11 protein-coding genes are annotated in these 16,853 nt (G+C 38.9%); all 11 read left to right on the top strand.

What is annotated here, in order from left to right:
- Positions 1-133 precede the first annotated feature (133 nt).
- The 11 genes from IWB64_RS20150 to IWB64_RS20200 all read left to right on the top strand — a co-directional run bounded on the left by IWB64_RS20150 (position 134) and on the right by IWB64_RS20200 (position 16,807).
- The gene (locus IWB64_RS20150; RefSeq protein ID WP_194535721.1) at positions 134-1,141 is read left to right on the top strand and encodes an L-rhamnose/proton symporter RhaT; all 1,008 of its coding nucleotides are present in this window, start codon (positions 134-136) and stop codon (positions 1,139-1,141) included.
- A 34-nt stretch (positions 1,142-1,175) separates the two neighbouring features.
- Positions 1,176-2,342, top strand: a complete 1,167-nt coding sequence (locus IWB64_RS20155) for a mandelate racemase/muconate lactonizing enzyme family protein (RefSeq protein ID WP_194535722.1) — start codon at positions 1,176-1,178, stop codon at positions 2,340-2,342.
- On the top strand, positions 2,317-3,759 hold the full coding sequence (locus IWB64_RS20160; protein ID WP_194535723.1) for an aldehyde dehydrogenase family protein: 1,443 nt from the start codon (positions 2,317-2,319) through the stop codon (positions 3,757-3,759). The genes IWB64_RS20155 and IWB64_RS20160 overlap by 26 nt, the downstream gene beginning before the upstream one ends.
- 5 nt (positions 3,760-3,764) lie before the next feature.
- The gene (locus IWB64_RS20165; protein WP_194535724.1) at positions 3,765-4,718 is read left to right on the top strand and encodes a 2-dehydro-3-deoxygalactonokinase; all 954 of its coding nucleotides are present in this window, start codon (positions 3,765-3,767) and stop codon (positions 4,716-4,718) included.
- Positions 4,708-5,355 (top strand): bifunctional 4-hydroxy-2-oxoglutarate aldolase/2-dehydro-3-deoxy-phosphogluconate aldolase, encoded by a 648-nt coding sequence (locus tag IWB64_RS20170; RefSeq protein ID WP_194535725.1) that lies wholly within the window; start codon positions 4,708-4,710, stop codon positions 5,353-5,355. The genes IWB64_RS20165 and IWB64_RS20170 overlap by 11 nt, the downstream gene beginning before the upstream one ends.
- A 28-nt stretch (positions 5,356-5,383) precedes the next feature.
- Positions 5,384-7,459 carry a DUF5696 domain-containing protein gene (locus IWB64_RS20175; protein WP_194535726.1) on the top strand — a complete coding sequence of 692 codons (2,076 nt, stop codon included), beginning with the start codon at positions 5,384-5,386 and terminating at the stop codon, positions 7,457-7,459.
- 40 nt (positions 7,460-7,499) lie between these two features.
- Positions 7,500-9,281, top strand: coding sequence for an arylsulfatase (locus tag IWB64_RS20180; RefSeq protein WP_194535727.1), 1,782 nt, complete (start codon positions 7,500-7,502; stop codon positions 9,279-9,281).
- Between the two features lie 251 nt (positions 9,282-9,532).
- Positions 9,533-11,614, top strand: a complete 2,082-nt coding sequence (locus IWB64_RS20185; RefSeq protein WP_194535728.1) for a glycoside hydrolase family 127 protein — start codon at positions 9,533-9,535, stop codon at positions 11,612-11,614.
- A gap of 39 nt (positions 11,615-11,653) precedes the next feature.
- A complete protein-coding gene (locus IWB64_RS20190; protein WP_194535729.1) occupies positions 11,654-13,228 on the top strand; it encodes an MFS transporter in 1,575 nt (524 codons plus the stop codon).
- A gap of 52 nt (positions 13,229-13,280) precedes the next feature.
- Positions 13,281-15,251, top strand: a complete 1,971-nt coding sequence (locus IWB64_RS20195) for a glycoside hydrolase family 127 protein (RefSeq protein WP_194535730.1) — start codon at positions 13,281-13,283, stop codon at positions 15,249-15,251.
- Between the two features lie 74 nt (positions 15,252-15,325).
- Positions 15,326-16,807 (top strand): sulfatase-like hydrolase/transferase, encoded by a 1,482-nt coding sequence (locus tag IWB64_RS20200; RefSeq protein WP_194535731.1) that lies wholly within the window; start codon positions 15,326-15,328, stop codon positions 16,805-16,807.
- Positions 16,808-16,853 lie beyond the last annotated feature (46 nt).

A 16,853-nucleotide genomic window follows, 5' to 3' on the forward strand; every position in this document is an offset into this window, starting at 1 on the left:
GTTAAAATAATGTCACACTAGGGTAAAATCCGAGAATCCAACTGCTTTATATTCAATTTTCTTTGTGTCACATGAGGATTTGAACACATCTATCTTCCATATTACTAATTCCAAAGAAAATAAAACAACACATATGGATACCTATCTATTGGCTATCGTTTTAATACTATTCGCTAGTTTCTTTCAAGGAACTTTTGGATTAGGAATGAAGCACATTGCACCTTTAAAATGGGAAGCTTGGTGGTTAGTCCACGCATTTACGGCCATGATACTATTCCCAATTATCTGGGCATTAATAGTCATGCCAAACCTTTTTGAAATCATTTCTAAAACTGATAGCAACACTTTATTCTTAGCTGCTTTTTACGGCTTCCTTTGGGGTATTGGCGGTATTCTTTTTGGAGTTAGTGTGGAGAAAACGGGTATTTCTATTACCTATGGTATTGTTATGGGTCTTGCTGCATCAGTTGGTTCTATTATTCCTCTTTTTCAGATTGAAGGAGCGTTTGACCAACCGTCATTCCCCATCATAATGGTGGGCGTTGCCTTACTACTTGTGGGTGTTGCTATTACAGCGGTGGCAGGTGTCAAAAGAGACAAATTACATAGTAATTCCTCCACGACGACTAAATCTATAAAAATTGGAGTATTGATTGCCGTAGCATCAGGTGTGTTATCTGCCTTTTTAAATGTTGGTTTTTCAAATGCAGCTCCGGTTGCAGCAATTGCCGTAAACGATTATGGTGTAGGTGCACAAAATGCTAGTTTAGCATCGTGGGTGGTCGTTTTATTAGGTGCATTTGTTATGAACGGAGGTTATGCGCTCTACCTTTTCATCAAAAATAAATCATGGAATGCCTATTCAATCCCAAAAAAGGGCAAGGCCTTAAAATGGGCCATTGCTGCAGGTATTTTTTGGTTCGCAGCGCTTGGAGTCTATGGTCAAGGCGCAGCACTTATGGGTAACTTAGGTCCTGTAGTGGGGTGGCCAATTCTTTTGGGACTAGCCCTAATCATTAGTAATATCTGGGGATATAGAGAAGGAGAATGGAAAAATGCGGACAAGCCTTTTAAAATTTTATTAGCAGGCCTTGCCGTTCTGATCATCGCCATTTGTATTTTAGGATACGCCAATTACTAAACCAACCATTAATTAAACTATAAGCACTTTTATTATGAAAATCCAAAAGATAGAGCCTTTTGTTATTACACATAAATTAGACACACCCTTCTATTTTTCGCAGTGGCAGTATGATACTCGTAAGATATGTATCGTGAAAATAACTTTAGATGATGGCACATATGGTTGGGGAGAAGGGTATGGTCCTGCGGCGGTAATTAAATCCGGTATCGATTTTTTCACGCCTTTCCTCTTGGAAAAAAATGCTTTGGAGCATGAGACGCTGTGGCAAGAAATGTACAGGCGCTCTATGGACTACGCACGTAGCGGAGCATTTCAAGCTGCTATTAGTGCTATAGATGTTGCGTTGTGGGATATTAAGGGGAAGCTTTTAAACCAGCCCGTCTCCGTGTTATTAGGCGGTATTAAAAACCCGATTATAGAACCTTACGCCACTGGATTATATTTTACCCGAAGCGAGAACCTTGAAGAGCTTTTGGTTGAAGAGGCGCTATTATACAAATCTCAAGGATTCAAAGCCACAAAAATGAAAGTAGGTCTAGGCATTCAGCAAGACCTAAAATATATTGCCGCAATTCGCAAAGCCATTGGGCCAGACATGAGTTTAATGATAGATTCCAATCATGCTTATTCTTATAAAGAGGCCATAGAACTGGCAAGAAAAGCTGAAAAATATGATATTTCTTGGTTTGAAGAACCAGTATCACCAGAGGATTATGACGGGTACCGCAGACTAAGAGAAAATACTACTATACCTATTGCGGGTGGTGAATGCGAATATTTGAAATTTGGTTTTAAACGTCTTTTTGAGAATGATTGTGTAGATATAGCGCAACCTGATATTTGTGCAACGGGCGGATTAACGGAAGCCAAGCGAATTACGACTTTAGCACAAGCATACAACAAAGATGTTGTACCACATACTTGGGGAACATGGATTGCTATAAGTGCTGCAATTCATCTGGTTGCCAATTTAGATAAGAATCCAGGTAGAATGTACAACGATCTACCTACAATGGAATTGGACAGAACGGAAAATGCACTTCGTGACGAGGTTACCCTTCACAATGTAAAACTCGAAAATGGACATCTAGAAGTACCGCGTACACCAGGCTTGGGCGTAGATGTTGACATGGACAAATTAGAATACTATTTAGATAAAGAAATACATAAAGATGGAGCAGTTAAAATTCGGTCATAAGAAATTATATATTGATGGTGCACTTGTAGAAGCCTCAAACAATAAAACTTTTGAGGTTATTTGCCCAGCGGACGAAAAGCCCACTGCTACAATTGCTTGGGCTAGTTTAGAAGATACCAAAAGAGCTTTAAAAACTGCAGAATCAGGTTTTAAAACTTGGTCAAAACTTCCCATACAAGAGCGCCTAGATTGGATAGATAAGCTGAGAAATAAAATCATAGAGAATAGCGACTTGCTACGTGAAAGCATCATGTATGAAATGGGCAAAACTTGGGAAGGCTCAGAAGAAGACCTTACCAGCATCACCAATTCTTTACAGTACTATTCTGAAGAAATATTGAAGCGAAATGACATTCCTATTGAGGATAAAGAAGGTACTCATGAACACCATTTTGTATCACAACCTTTAGGCGTTGCAGTTGCTTTCCTAGCGTATAACTTTCCGTTGTTGAACTTAGGTTTTAAACTAGGGCCTGCGCTAGCCGCTGGCTCAAGTATCATTTTAAAACCTTCAGAATTTTCACCTTTATCGGCCTATATTATTGGAGAATTATGTGCTGAAATTAATTTCCCAAAAGGAGTAATAACTGTTCTTTGTGGGGATTTAAACGATGTGGGTATTCCTCTTTGCGAAAGTAAAATTCCAAGACTGATTACCATGATCGGTTCTACGGAAACTGCGCAAAAGCTTATAGCACAAAGTACAAAAACATCCATAAAAAGATACAGCATGGAATGCGGCGGAAATGCCCCGTTTATTGTTTGTAAGGATGCCGATTTAGAACTGGCCATAAATATTGGTACAGCTCTTAAAGTTGGTAACTCAGGACAAATCTGTGTAGCTCCTAATCGTTTTTTCGTTCACGAATCGCTTATAGAAAAATTTGCGGCTGGCATGGTAGAAAAGTTTAAAGGAACTAAACTTGGGTTTGGGCGAGAGAACAAACCTGATATGGGTCCGTTGACCAACAAGCAATCGGTTATAAAAGTCCAAGGTATTGTAGATACAGCAGTTAAACAGGGTGGTAAATTACTATATGGCGGAAGTGCTTTAGAAGGTTCTGGCTATTATTTTGAACCTACGGTTATTACCTTCAACAAAAATGAAGTTGAAATTCTTCAACATGAAATTTTTGGTCCTGTAGCCCTCATTGTTCCATTTAAAACAAAAGAAGAGGTTATTGTACTGGCCAATAATACAGATGCGGGGCTAGCTTCTTACGTGTTTTCTAAGGATGAAGAAACGCTAGATTTCTTTGCCAACGCCCTAGAATTTGGAGAAGTACAGCTTAATGGTGTTAAATATGATATATACTTACCACATGGTGGTGTTAAAAACAGTGGTATAGGAGTGGATTGCTCTACTTATGCGCTAGATGATTATCTTGCCAAAAAAAGAGTAACCAAAGCTTTATAATGCCAATGAAACTACCAGAAAAATTTATTAGCTGCGATTGGGGTACCACCAATTTTCGGCTGCGTTTAATAGAAACGAAATCGCTCAAAATTCTCTCGGAACACTCGACAGATATGGGCATTAAAAAATGCTTTCAAGAATTTAAAGAACAATCTAGTGTTTCTCAAGACCAGTTTTTTGCGAAATACCTAAAACATCAAATCAAAAACCTAGACGGTAAAATCAGTAATGATTATATTATAGTAGCATCCGGAATGCTCTCATCTTCAATAGGTATGCATGAGTTAAATTATGCAAATATGCCCTTAGCTTTTAATGGCAAGGACCTAATAAGTAAGTACATTCCTTTTGATGATATGCCAGACCTGTTACTTGTTTCGGGTGCTAAAACAGATTCTGATGTGATGCGGGGGGAAGAAGTTCAGGCTATAGGTCTCGCTAAAGAGCTTGCTAAACACGAAAAGGGGATTTTATTATTACCAGGCACGCATTGCAAACACATTGCTTTTGAAACAGGTGTTTTTAAAGACTTTACCACGTATATGACCGGTGAACTTTTTGACACTATTAGCAAGCACACAATTTTATCGGCTTCGCTAACCCCGGCTGCGTGGGATGTTTCTTTTCAGGATATTTTCTTGGAAGGGGTTAAAAAAGGACTAGCAGACCAACAGATGCAATCTTTATTCGCAATCCGGGCAAATACCCTAATTAATCAGGTTTCTGGAGAACAAAACTTTTACTTTTTGTCCGGTCTTATGATTGGTGGTGAGTTGGCAAGTTTACAAAACCAGACCGGAACCATCTTTCTAGCGGCAAGTGGCATATACAGTATACTCTATAAGCTAGCCCTAGAATCATTTTTACCAACCGAACAAATCGTTTGCTTTGAGGAGCAAATTTTAGAAAAAGCATTACTAACAGGACAACAACAAATATTACGGACTTATGCAGAATAATACATTTTCATGGGATAAATATAACCAAAACCCAATAGTGGGAATCCTAAGAGGGCTAACAACAGAAGAGGTTCTTAAGATTATGCCTTCTTACGTAAAAACTGGTTTTTACACGATTGAAATTACCATGAACTCACCCAAGGTTGCTGAAACCATTGCAACTTTAGCCAAAGAGTATCCTGAGCTTAATGTAGGCGCTGGTACGGTTTGTACTATGGAAGATTTAAAAATTGCTTTAGATGCTGGCTCTCAATTTATCGTAACCCCAATTATTGACGAGGAAGTAATTAAACATTGTGTAGCTAATAACATTCCTATTTTTCCAGGAGCATATACTCCTACTGAAATCCACAAAGCATGGTCTTGGGGTGCTTCTGCGGTAAAAGTCTTTCCGGCAACGCAGTTGGGGGTTCAATACATAAAAGACGTTTTGGCGCCACTTAATGAAATAAAACTTTTACCTACTGGTGGTGTTTCAGTAGACAATATAAAATCGTTTTTTGAAGCAGGAGCTGTTGGTGCCGGTTTGGCAAGTGCACTCTTCGATAAAAAGATGATTCGTGAAGGAAACTATGCCGATTTGGAAAAGCATTTTATTAAGATGAAAAACGAGATTAAAGATTTCATAAAAGAGTAAAAATCATCAACATAATCAACTTTTTAAAATGAAAAACAATAGAAAAAAGGCTAAACAGAAGATCATATCTTTAGTTATAATTGGTCTGACTGTATTTAACGGTCTCGCTTTGGATACGTATAAATTAGACCCTATTGTTTTGGAAAATGAAAAGTTGAATGTGAGTGTTGATTCTGAAACAGGATGCTTTTCTGTTACCGAAAAAACTTCTGGTCACGTTTGGAAATCGGACCCGTGGGAAAATGCCGCGGGTCTATTGACCATAATTGATTCCAAAGGAAAAAAACATACGGTTAACATTTCCAAAAGTAAAAAAATTGAAGTTTCAAAAAAGGCTAACAATACGGTATCTCTCAAATTTATAGACCCCGTTTTTGAAGATGGCTCCGTAGCTACAGGAGTTTCTATTGTTACAGAATTGAAACTAGACTCAAAAACAGCTTTATTAGATGTTGAAGTTATTGAGCGTAATGCCGGTAATTTTAAACTATCGGATTTACGTTATCCAGCACGGGCTTTCAGCTTAAAAACAGATGAAGACAAGGGTGCTGCTGTAATTCCACAAAAGCAGGGAATTATTTGTCCGTCCTATATTTTTCCTATGAACGGAGGTCGTTTTTGTAAATGGGATGACGCCACTTACAATAATAAATCACAAGGCTCTTTGGAGTTGTTTAACAATGGAACAGGGCTTACGATGCCTTGGTGGGGAACGTACAATGAAAAATCTGCCGTAATAGGTATTGTAGATGAGTCAGCTCGTCCACATTTACAATATAATATCAATAATAATGGTCAATACCTTTTTAAAGGTGAAATGTCTACTTACCAACGTATTGTTTTTCTTGACCCTATTTGGAAACTAGATGAGGAAAAAGGTAAAATGAGAATGAGTTATCATTTTATTCCCGGTGGTGATTATGTAGATATGGCAAAAGAATATCAAAAGGAGACTAAGGCCCGTGGGTATTTTGTTTCCTTAAAAGAAAAATTAAAAAGAAATCCGAATGTAGATAAACTTCCAGGAGCTATCTATTTCGGAATCTACGGCGGCTATCCGCATTATGTGAACATGCCCGGAATGGCTTTCACTTTTGATGAATTAAAAAATACGATACAAACCATTCATGATGATTTAAAAATTAATAAAGCTTTTGTTCATGCATGGGGAACTTTTTCAAATTTCGTACCGCACAACTCCCCTATCAGTGAAGCTTTAGGAGGGCCGGAAAAATTAAAGGCTGCTGTTGATCTTGCTAAATCCTACGGGTATTTATACTCCTCATATCATGCCTATTCACCTATGCTAGAGAACGACCCTAATTTTACAACGGACCTCATGCAGCGGGATGCCGAAGGAAACTTAATGAATACTGGTAGTCGTTGGGCGCGTGTAGACCCAAAATTTCAGAAAGGACTGGCTCAAGAAAACATTGAAAACGAAATTTCTTATTTAGGCCTAGAGGCCGATATTACGGATATTACCTTTGCCGCATACCGTGAAAATGGAAAAGAAGGCCGGATTGAGTTGGCTAAATATATAGACAGCTTTAATTTGGTAAATGGAACCGAACATGGTCAAGAACAGTGGATACCCTATTTTGATATGTTCGAAGGGATGACTTATTTAGAGGACCGTCCACTTTCTGTAATCTCCCACCCCGCTCCGCTTTTTAATTTGGTGTATCATAAAGCCATAGCAAATTTCGGGAAGATTCAAGATCCGGATAATGAGGTTACCGCCAATGGCGATTTTAGAATTAAAGCCTTAAGAAGTATGTTATTTGGCCGAGGTACTACCATATTCTTTTCACCTTATGAATTTGAAGGCATGCGCCCTATGATAGAAATGGCTAGAGATTTGGTAAGCCCTATTCATAAAGAAACGTTCTATTCGGAATTAAAAAGCCATGAATATTTAAGTGCCGATTATAAAGTACAGAGAAGTCGCTTCTCCAGTGGCACCGAAGTAATTGCCAATTTAGGTCCGGTAGCACAAACAATTGAAGGTGGCGCTTCCATTCCCGGATATGGTTATAGTATTAAAATGAAAGATGGGAGTATAAAAACCGGTCATTTTCAAGTGAGTCTTCACATGGATTAATAGAAGGTTTCCAGCAAACAAATACAAAAGACAGGTCATTATGAAATATGTTGCAACAAAATTAAAATTAAATCAGACTAGATTTAGTTCAATTATATTCTCGTTTTGCCTTTGTACAGTTCTTTGCCATAACACGCTCCTTACAGCACAAGACCGTCCTAACGTAGTTATTATGCTTACCGACGATCAAGGTTATGGCGACCTGGGTTCTCACGGCAACCCGTATTTAAAAACACCTAACATGGAAAAGATAGGAGAGGAAGGTCTTGAAATGACCCATTTTTTTTCCTATCCAAATTGTTCTGCTACTCGTGCAGCCATCTTAACGGGTCGGTATCCTTACCGTACAGGAGTTACAGGCGTTACGCAAGTAGATCACTTTATGAATACTTCAGAAGAAACCCTAGCCGAGATTTTGGCTAAAAACGGTTACCGTACGGGAATTTTTGGAAAATGGCATTTGGGGGACAATGCACCAATGCGCCCAACAGACCAAGGTTTTCAAGAAGCCCTTGTACATAAAGGAGGTGGTATTGGCCAAGCTGCAGGACCCGTTGGCAATACCTATTTTGACCCAATCCTTGAACATAATAATCAATCAAAAAAATACGAAGGATATTGCGATGATATTTTTACGGATGCCGCTCTGGATTTTATGAGCGAGAAAAGTGACAAACCATTTTTTACATATTTAGCAACTAACCTACCACACTTTCCGCTGGAAGTGCCTGATGAAAAAGCAGACCCTTATAGAAAAATAGGACTCCATGAAGACAATGCCAAAACTTACGGCATGATCGATAATATTGATGCCAGCGTAGGTCGCGTTTTAAAGCGGTTAAAACAATTAGGTATTGAAGACAATACAATAGTCATTTTCCTTTCGGATAATGGCCCCAGAAATAGACGTACAAAAAATGACGTTTATCCAGGAAGATGGGTAGCAAATTTACGAGGAACAAAAACAAGTGTTTACGAATGTGGTATCCGCGTTCCTTTCTTTGTTAAATGGCCAAAAAACATTGAAAAAGCGCAGCAGAACAGTACTATGGGTGCAGTAATAGATGTACTGCCCACAATCCTAGATGTTTGTAAAATTGAAGCTCCTGAGGATATTAAATTGGATGGTAAATCCTTACTATCTCTTTGGAAAGGTGAACAAACGGACTTTGGAAATAGGGAGTTCATAACCCAAATGCATTATGGCCCAACGGTATTTAAATACATGCATTTTGCCGTTCGAACCCAAAAATATAAATTGATAAGTCCGCATGATGACCCACACCATATTCTTTATCAACCTAAAGATGAAGAATTGAAAGAAGTACTCGCTAACCTAGAATTATACGACGTAGAAAATGACCCAACAGAACGTATAAACTTAGCCCAAAATCACCCTGAAATCGTAGAAGACCTTCTGGCACGTTATGAAAATTGGTTTGACGAGGTTACTGAAGAAAGAGATTCTAAAGGCATTCAACGTATTTATCTTGGCAGCAACACGCAACGCTCTACCAATCTATCTCATTTTGATTGGGGAGGCCCTAGAGTTCTATCCAAGAATGAACTGGGCCACTGGCGCGTAAAGACGGAAGCTGGTAGATACAACGTAAGTTTGGACCTTCCCGAACTGGACCATGAAGGTGTAGCGCATTTGAAATACAATGACGTGCATTTAAAACTTCCAGTAAACAAAGACCAGAAAAAAATCACTTTTACAGATGTTGTACTTCCTGAAGGAAAAGGAAACTTCCATGCCTTTTTAAAAACAGAAAGATTAGCTACAGGCCCTTTATTTGTTGATGTTGAGCGTATTGATTAAAATTTACAAGTTATAATTTCAATCGATTTTTACTTTATCAAATCACACTCAAGTACCACATTTTTTAGCATTCATTAGCAAACAAGGTTAAAATAGTGCCGTAACAGGATAAAATCTACAAATCACTGTTTCTCCTATTATCCTTTATTTGTATGCTACACTTTAATATAGCATTCGTTCTATGACCTAGACCTATTTACAAGACGAATTCTAAACAACAAAACAGCGGTGTACTATATAAATATTGGATTATGAAAAGAATAACCTTCTCCATTTGTATCTTATTAACCATTCTTTCTTGCAAACAAAGCACGCCTGAACAAAGCCTCAACGAGGATACAACAAAAACAAGAGACTATGCCGCCAGCCTGGATACAGGAAAGGGTGTCATCAATAATACAAACAGTCCGCATGTTAAATTGAAAAGTATTGACATTGGAGACTGCAGATGGACAGAAGGTTTCTGGGCTGAAAAATGGAAAGTTGCAGAAGAAACTATGATACCCCATATGGGCGTAATCCTAAAAGGAGATATAGGCCACGGTTATAATAATTTTAAAATAGCCGCCGGTCTCAAAGAAGGAGAACATAAAGGTTTTTGGTGGCATGATGGCGATTTCTATAAATGGATGGAAGCCAAAATGTATATCTACGGTGTAAATAAAGATGAAAAAATTGTAGAGGAAATAGATGAAATCATAGATGTCATTGCACAAGCGCAACAAGCAGACGGGTATTTATCTACACCTGCAATAATACGGGAAGACATTGAACCTTTTACAAATAGAAAATATCATGAGCTTTATAATAGTGGGCATTTAATGACCAGTGCCTGTATTCATTACCGCCTTACAGGGAAGACCAATTTCCTAGATATTGCAGTAAAGCACGCAGATTATCTATATAAAATTTTCTCACCCAAGCCAGACCACCTTAAACGCTTTGGCTTTAACCAAACGCAGATTATGGGCTTGGTAGAGCTATACCGTACCACTAAAGACAAGCGTTATCTTGAGTTAGCTGAACAATTCATTAACATGCGTGGTACTTACAAAATTGAAGATGACGAAACCACGTTAGGTTATCCTATTGGTGATATGGTTCAGGAACGCGTTCCGCTTCGTGAAGAAACAGAAGCTGTAGGTCATGCGGTACTGGCTCTTTATTTCTATGCTGGCGCTGCCGATGTATATGCTGAAACTGGCGAAAAAGAATTGATTGACGCACTAGAAAGGTTGTGGGACAACGTGACCAACAAAAAAATGTACATTACGGGAGCCATTGGTCAAACCCATTATGGCCGTTCTTCTCGTCTTGATAAAATTGAAGAAGGTTTTATTGATGAGTACATGATGCCTAACATGACTGCCTACAATGAAACTTGTGCCAACATCTGTAACTCCATGTTCAACTACCGCATGCTTACATTGACCGGAGATGCAAAACATGCTGATATTATGGAACTGGTATTACACAATAGCGGACTCTCAGGCATTAGTCTAGACGGAAAAAATTATTACTATTCCAATCCGCTTCGGAAAATTGAAGGCGCGCTAGATTATGAAAAAATGAACGTTGAGTTTCCGGAAAGACAGCCCTATCTTAAATGCTTTTGTTGTCCTCCAAACTTGGTACGTACCATTGCTAAATCTCCAGGTTGGGCATATAGCAAATCTGAAAACGGAATTGCAGTTAACCTATACGGAGCAAATGAATTGAACACTACCCTATTGGACGGTTCAACCATAAAACTCACCCAAAAAACAGACTACCCATGGGATGGTGCCGTTAAGATTACGGTTGATGAATCCAAAGCCGATGCCTTTGATATTCTTCTTCGTATACCTAGTTGGGCAAAGGGTACCCAAATTTATGTAAATGGCACAAAAGCAGCCGAAGCCGTGCCTGGTACGTTTGCTAAAATTGAAAGAAAATGGGCAGCCGGTGATGAAATCACTATTGACATGCCAATGGAGACTAAATTCATTGAAGGACACCCACGCATTGAAGAAGTTCGTAACCAAGTTGCCTTAAAAAGAGGTCCAGTTGTGTACTGCATAGAGTCCGCAGATTTACCTGAAAAAACAGATATTACTAATGTTTATCTTTCTTCTGACAAAAAACTTATTCCTACCTCCAGACCAGACTTCTTAGGAGGTGTCACCACTTTAGAAGGCGAAATTTTAATTCGTAAAGACAAACTGGGGCAAATGTACCAAGAAGTGAGTGTACCGGAATTTAAATCTTTTAAAACCAATTTTATACCTTACTATGCTTGGAGCAACAGAGGCCAGGGAGAGATGACAGTTTTTCTTCCGGTAATCTGGAATTAGCATTTATGATCGCTCATCACACCTTAATTTAAATAATTTATGGGTTCCTATAAACAGAATGCATTTAAGTACGCAACCATTGTAGCCATGGGCGGTTTTGTCTTCGGATTGGACGCTGCGCTAATATCGGGAACAGTGAAATTTATTACACAAGAATTTTCACTGTCGGAACTTGAATTGGGTTCGGTAGTTGGCGCTCCGGCTATGGGCGTACTTTTAGCACTTGTTTTTGTAGGTTATGCTTGTAATAAATATGGTCGTAGAACCACCTTGATGATTGCTGCGGCCCTTTATCTTGGTTCTGCCGTAGCTTCCGCATTAGCTCCTACATACGTCTCGTTGTTAGTAGCTCGCTTTATGGGTGGATTGGCTTTTAGTTCTATCTCTTTAGCATCCATGTATATTGGCGAAATAGCGCCTCCAAAATGGCGTGGCAAATTGGTTTCCATGACCCAAATTAACATCGTGGTAGGTTTATCCGCTGCCTACTTCATCAACTATCTCATTTTAGGTTGGGCAAATACAGAAGCTCCATGGGTTCAAGAATGGGGACTAGACACGAACACATGGCGCTGGATGTTGGGTACTGAAGTTATTTTTGCTCTCTTATGGTTTGTCCTACTCTTTTTTGTTCCTAGAAGTCCGGCTTGGTTATTATATAAAGGGCGTGAGTCAGAAGCCGTAAGCATGCTATCAAAAGTAACTCCTGAAACCGAAATTCAGGCCAAAATAATCCAAATGCGCTCTAGTCTTGAAAACAGTAATCAAGACCGCTCAATGCTTACTCAGTTAAAGGAAATTTTTGGTAAGCCAATGCGTGTCACCATGATTATTGCCATGACTATTGCTATCGCACAACAGGCTACTGGTATTAATGCCATTCTTTTCTACGCACCTACCGTATTTGAGCAATTGGGTATAGGAACAGACGCTGCTTTTGCACAGGCCATTTATATTGGACTTACCAGTGTGGTGTTTACTGTTTTAGGTTTGTTATTGGTTGATAGAATAGGCCGTAGGCCTATGATTATCTGGGGCATGCTTTGGATAATCTTAAGTCTTGGTGTTTGCTATTACGGATTTGAAACTGCCAATTATACCATTACTGAAACCGCTGTTTCCGAACTATCCTCTATTCCTAATTCAGTAAGATTAAACACCTTAGTGGACGTGCCTTTTGATAGCGATATAAGTTTTAAAACGGCGCTGATTGAAACCTTAGGAGAAACAGACGCCAGAGATTATTCCGGCCTACTTTTACAGAAAGCAGCCGATATAAATGCGCTTCTTATTTTATTAGGCATACTCAGTTTTATTGGTGCCTTCCATTTTTCCATCGGTCCTGTTATGTGGGTCTTATTTTCAGAGATTTTTCCTATTTCACTGAGAGGTGTAGCCATTCCTTTTTTCACTTTGGTCACCAGCTTTGTGAGCTATTTGGTACAGAAATTTTTTCCATGGCAATTGGCCACCATGGGTATCAGTTCAACACTGTTATTTTATGCCATTGTCGTAAGCATTGGTTTGGTCATTCTTTATATCTATTTAAAAGAAACTAAAAACATGACCATAGAAGAAGTACAATTAGCATTAGCCACAAGACGGAAAACTTAATAGATATACTACATCCATATAAATAGATTTCTTTTCCAATAACACAGTACAGATGAAACAAGCTACTCCTGCAAATACAAACAGCCCATATACCCAACTTACAAGTATGAACATTGGCGATTGCCAATGGACCACTGGTTTCTGGGCCGATAAATTTGAACTTTGTGCAAATGCCATGGTACCTTACATGGGTGATGTATTATGTGGAGATGTGGGCCATGCACTTAATAATTTTAAAATAGCCGCAGGTGTAAAAGAAGGTAAACACCAAGGCATGTTTTGGCATGATGGGGATTTCTATAAATTCATGGAAGCTAAAATTTACGTTTACGCCCACACAAAAAACAACGAACTTCTTACTGAATTAGATGAGTACATAGCCATAATTGGCAAGGCACAAGAAAGTGACGGATACCTTCAAACTCAAATTCAGCTGAGAGACGGTGTAGACCGATACGAAAATCGTAAGTACCATGAAATGTATAATACTGGGCACTTACTAATAAGTGCTTGCATTCATTTTAATGTTACTGGACAGCGAAATTTTCTAGACATCGCTATTAAGCATGCGGACCTACTGTACACTACTTTTATGTCCTACACCAAACACTTTGGTCGCTTTGGTTTTAACCAAACACAGATAATGGGCTTGGTAGAATTGTACCGTACGCTGGGCGATAAGAAATATTTACAGCTTGCTGAAAAATTTATTGATAATCGTGGAAAATACGAAGTAAAACATCATGCTACTACTGAAGGATACCCTATTGGCGACATGGTACAAGAACGTACTCCTTTACGAGAATCTAATGAAGCGGTAGGCCATGCCGTGCTTGCCTTGTATTACTATGCAGGTGCTGCGGATGTCTATGCCGAAACAGGAGAAAAAGCGCTGCTTAATGCACTGGACCGTCTATGGGAAAACGTGACAACTAAAAAAATGTACGTTACCGGTGCCGTAGGCCAAGCCCATTATGGTGCTTCGGTAAATCGGGATATGATAGAAGAAGGCTTTATTGACGCCTATATGATGCCTAACATGACCGCTTATAATGAAACGTGTGCCAACCTTTGTAATGCCATGTTCAGCTATCGCATGCTGAATCTGCACGGAGAGGCGAAATATGCAGATATTGTTGAACTGGTTCTTTACAATAGTGCACTATCCGGTATTAGCGTTACAGGTAAAGAATACTTTTACGCAAACCCATTGCGGATGCTCAACAATACCAGAGACTACAATGCACATGAAAATGTAACCGAAACACCTAACAGAGAGCCTTACCTGAGCTGTTTCTGCTGTCCTCCAAATTTGGTGCGTACCATTGCTACAGTTTCGGAATGGGCATACAGTCTTTCTGAAAACGGATTTACCGTAAATCTATACGGTGCCAATACATTGAACTCGCACCTAAAAGATGGTTCTCACATTAAAGTCTCACAAGAAACCGCATACCCATGGCAAGGGAAAGTAAAATTAAATATTGAAGAATGTAAAGCAGGTGCTTTTGCAATTAGTCTGCGTATTCCAAAATGGGCCAAAAACTCCAAACTAACACTCAACGGAGAAGAATTATCCAAATCCTTAGAACCAGGAAGCTTTGTCAAAATTGAACGAAAATGGAAAAAAGAAGATGTACTCGTTCTTGATATGCCAATGGAGGTTGAGTTTATAGAAGGCCACCCAAGAATTGAAGAAGTACGAAACCAAATAGCCGTAAAACGCGGACCAATTGTTTACTGTATTGAGTCACCAGATTTACCAAAAAACACTGATATTCTAGATGTTTATTTTAATGGGAATAAAAGCTTGAAACCAACTTACCATTCTGATTTTTTAGGAGGAATAACTACACTAGAAGGAGAAATATTAATACGAAAAGATAAAGGCGAAGGCATTTACAGGGCAGTCCAAAAACCTAAATGGACGCCACATAAAACTCAACTTGTACCCTATTTTGCTTGGAGCAATAGAGGACAGGCAGAAATGACCGTTTTCATGCCGGTAGTCTGGAATGATTAGGACAAAATATTAAAGAAAACGGCATTAAATAAACTGAAAAATCAAAAACATCACTTTTAACAAAACTAATAACTATGGCAATTCACTTTAATCATTTTAAACTATTTCTATTCGGCGCAATCTTGTCTGTAACGACCATCGGACTAGGGCAAGAAACGCGTCCTAATATCCTTGTTGTTCTATGCGACGACCTCGGTTATGCTGATGTTGGTTTTAACGGCTCTACGGATATTACAACACCGGAACTTGATAAATTAGCTCAGAACGGTTCAATATTTACTTCCGCCTATGTTGCTCATCCTTTCTGCGGTCCAAGCCGATCTGCAATAATGACCGGCAGATACCCTCACTTAACTGGTACCGCTTACAACCTGTTTCACAACAGTAGTGAAAATGACGACGATAATATGGGTATTCCTGTAGAGGAGACTTATATGGCCAAAGTCTTGCAAAAAGCAGGATATTACACCAGCGCTATTGGAAAGTGGCATCTAGGATCAGCTCCAAAATTTCACCCTAACAAAAGAGGGTTCGATAATTTTTATGGATTTTTAGGCGGAGGTCACGATTATTTTCCAAATGAATATAACAAGACCTACGATGTTCAAATGCAATCTGGGAATAAGAATATTAGAGATTATGTATTTCCAATGGAGCATAACGGGAAACCTGCCAACGAAACAGAATATATAACCGATGGCTTTTCTCGCGAGGCTAGCAATGATATTAAAATAGCCGCTAAAAAGAAACAACCTTTCTTTATTTACCTTGCCTACAATGCACCACACGTACCACTTCAAGCCAAGGCTGAAGACATTGCTAAGTTTTCCAATATAGAAGACAAAGACCGAAGAACCTACGCTGCCATGGTTTATGCAGTAGACCGCGGTGTTGGAAAAATTGTAGAGACTTTAAAAGAAACGAACCAGTTAGATAATACCTTGATCGTTTTCTTAAGCGACAATGGAGGAAACTTTGATCATGGTGCTAGTAACTATCCTTTAAAAGGAACTAAAGGTGATACTTGGGAAGGTGGTTACCGGGTACCTATGTTTTTTCATTGGCCAAAAAAAATCAAAAAAGAACAGCGTTTTGATTTCCCTGTTACTGCACTTGACCTCTACCCTACTTTTACCATTCTTGCTGAAGCGAAACTTCCAGAAGACAAGAAACTTGATGGCAAAAACATTATGGATGATGTATTACAAAATACAGAACCCTACAAAGATGATTTGATTTATTCTTTGCGATACCGTGAAGGTTACAATGATGTGGGTGCAAGACTAGGCGATTGGAAAATTACCAGAATGGGTAATGAACCTTGGAACCTGCATAACATAACAGAGGACATAGGTGAAAAGAAAAACCTAGCAGGCCGTTACCCAGAACGTTTAAAGGATATGATAGCCAGAACCGAAGAATGGACAAAGAGCTTTGTAAAGCCTTTATGGTACTATTCGGTAAAGGATAAAGAGTTATGGGAGAATGGTCAAATGCCAGATTACGATGCTACTTTTGAAGTAGACAAACTAGTTGATAGTCCTTATCAGAAATAAGCGCTATAGTCACTAAATAAAAAGAGCCCCGTATGTACGGGGCTCT

Origin of the sequence: Zobellia nedashkovskayae (assembly GCF_015330125.1) — a bacterium.
In the GTDB taxonomy this organism is placed as follows: Bacteria; Bacteroidota; Bacteroidia; order Flavobacteriales; family Flavobacteriaceae; genus Zobellia; species Zobellia nedashkovskayae.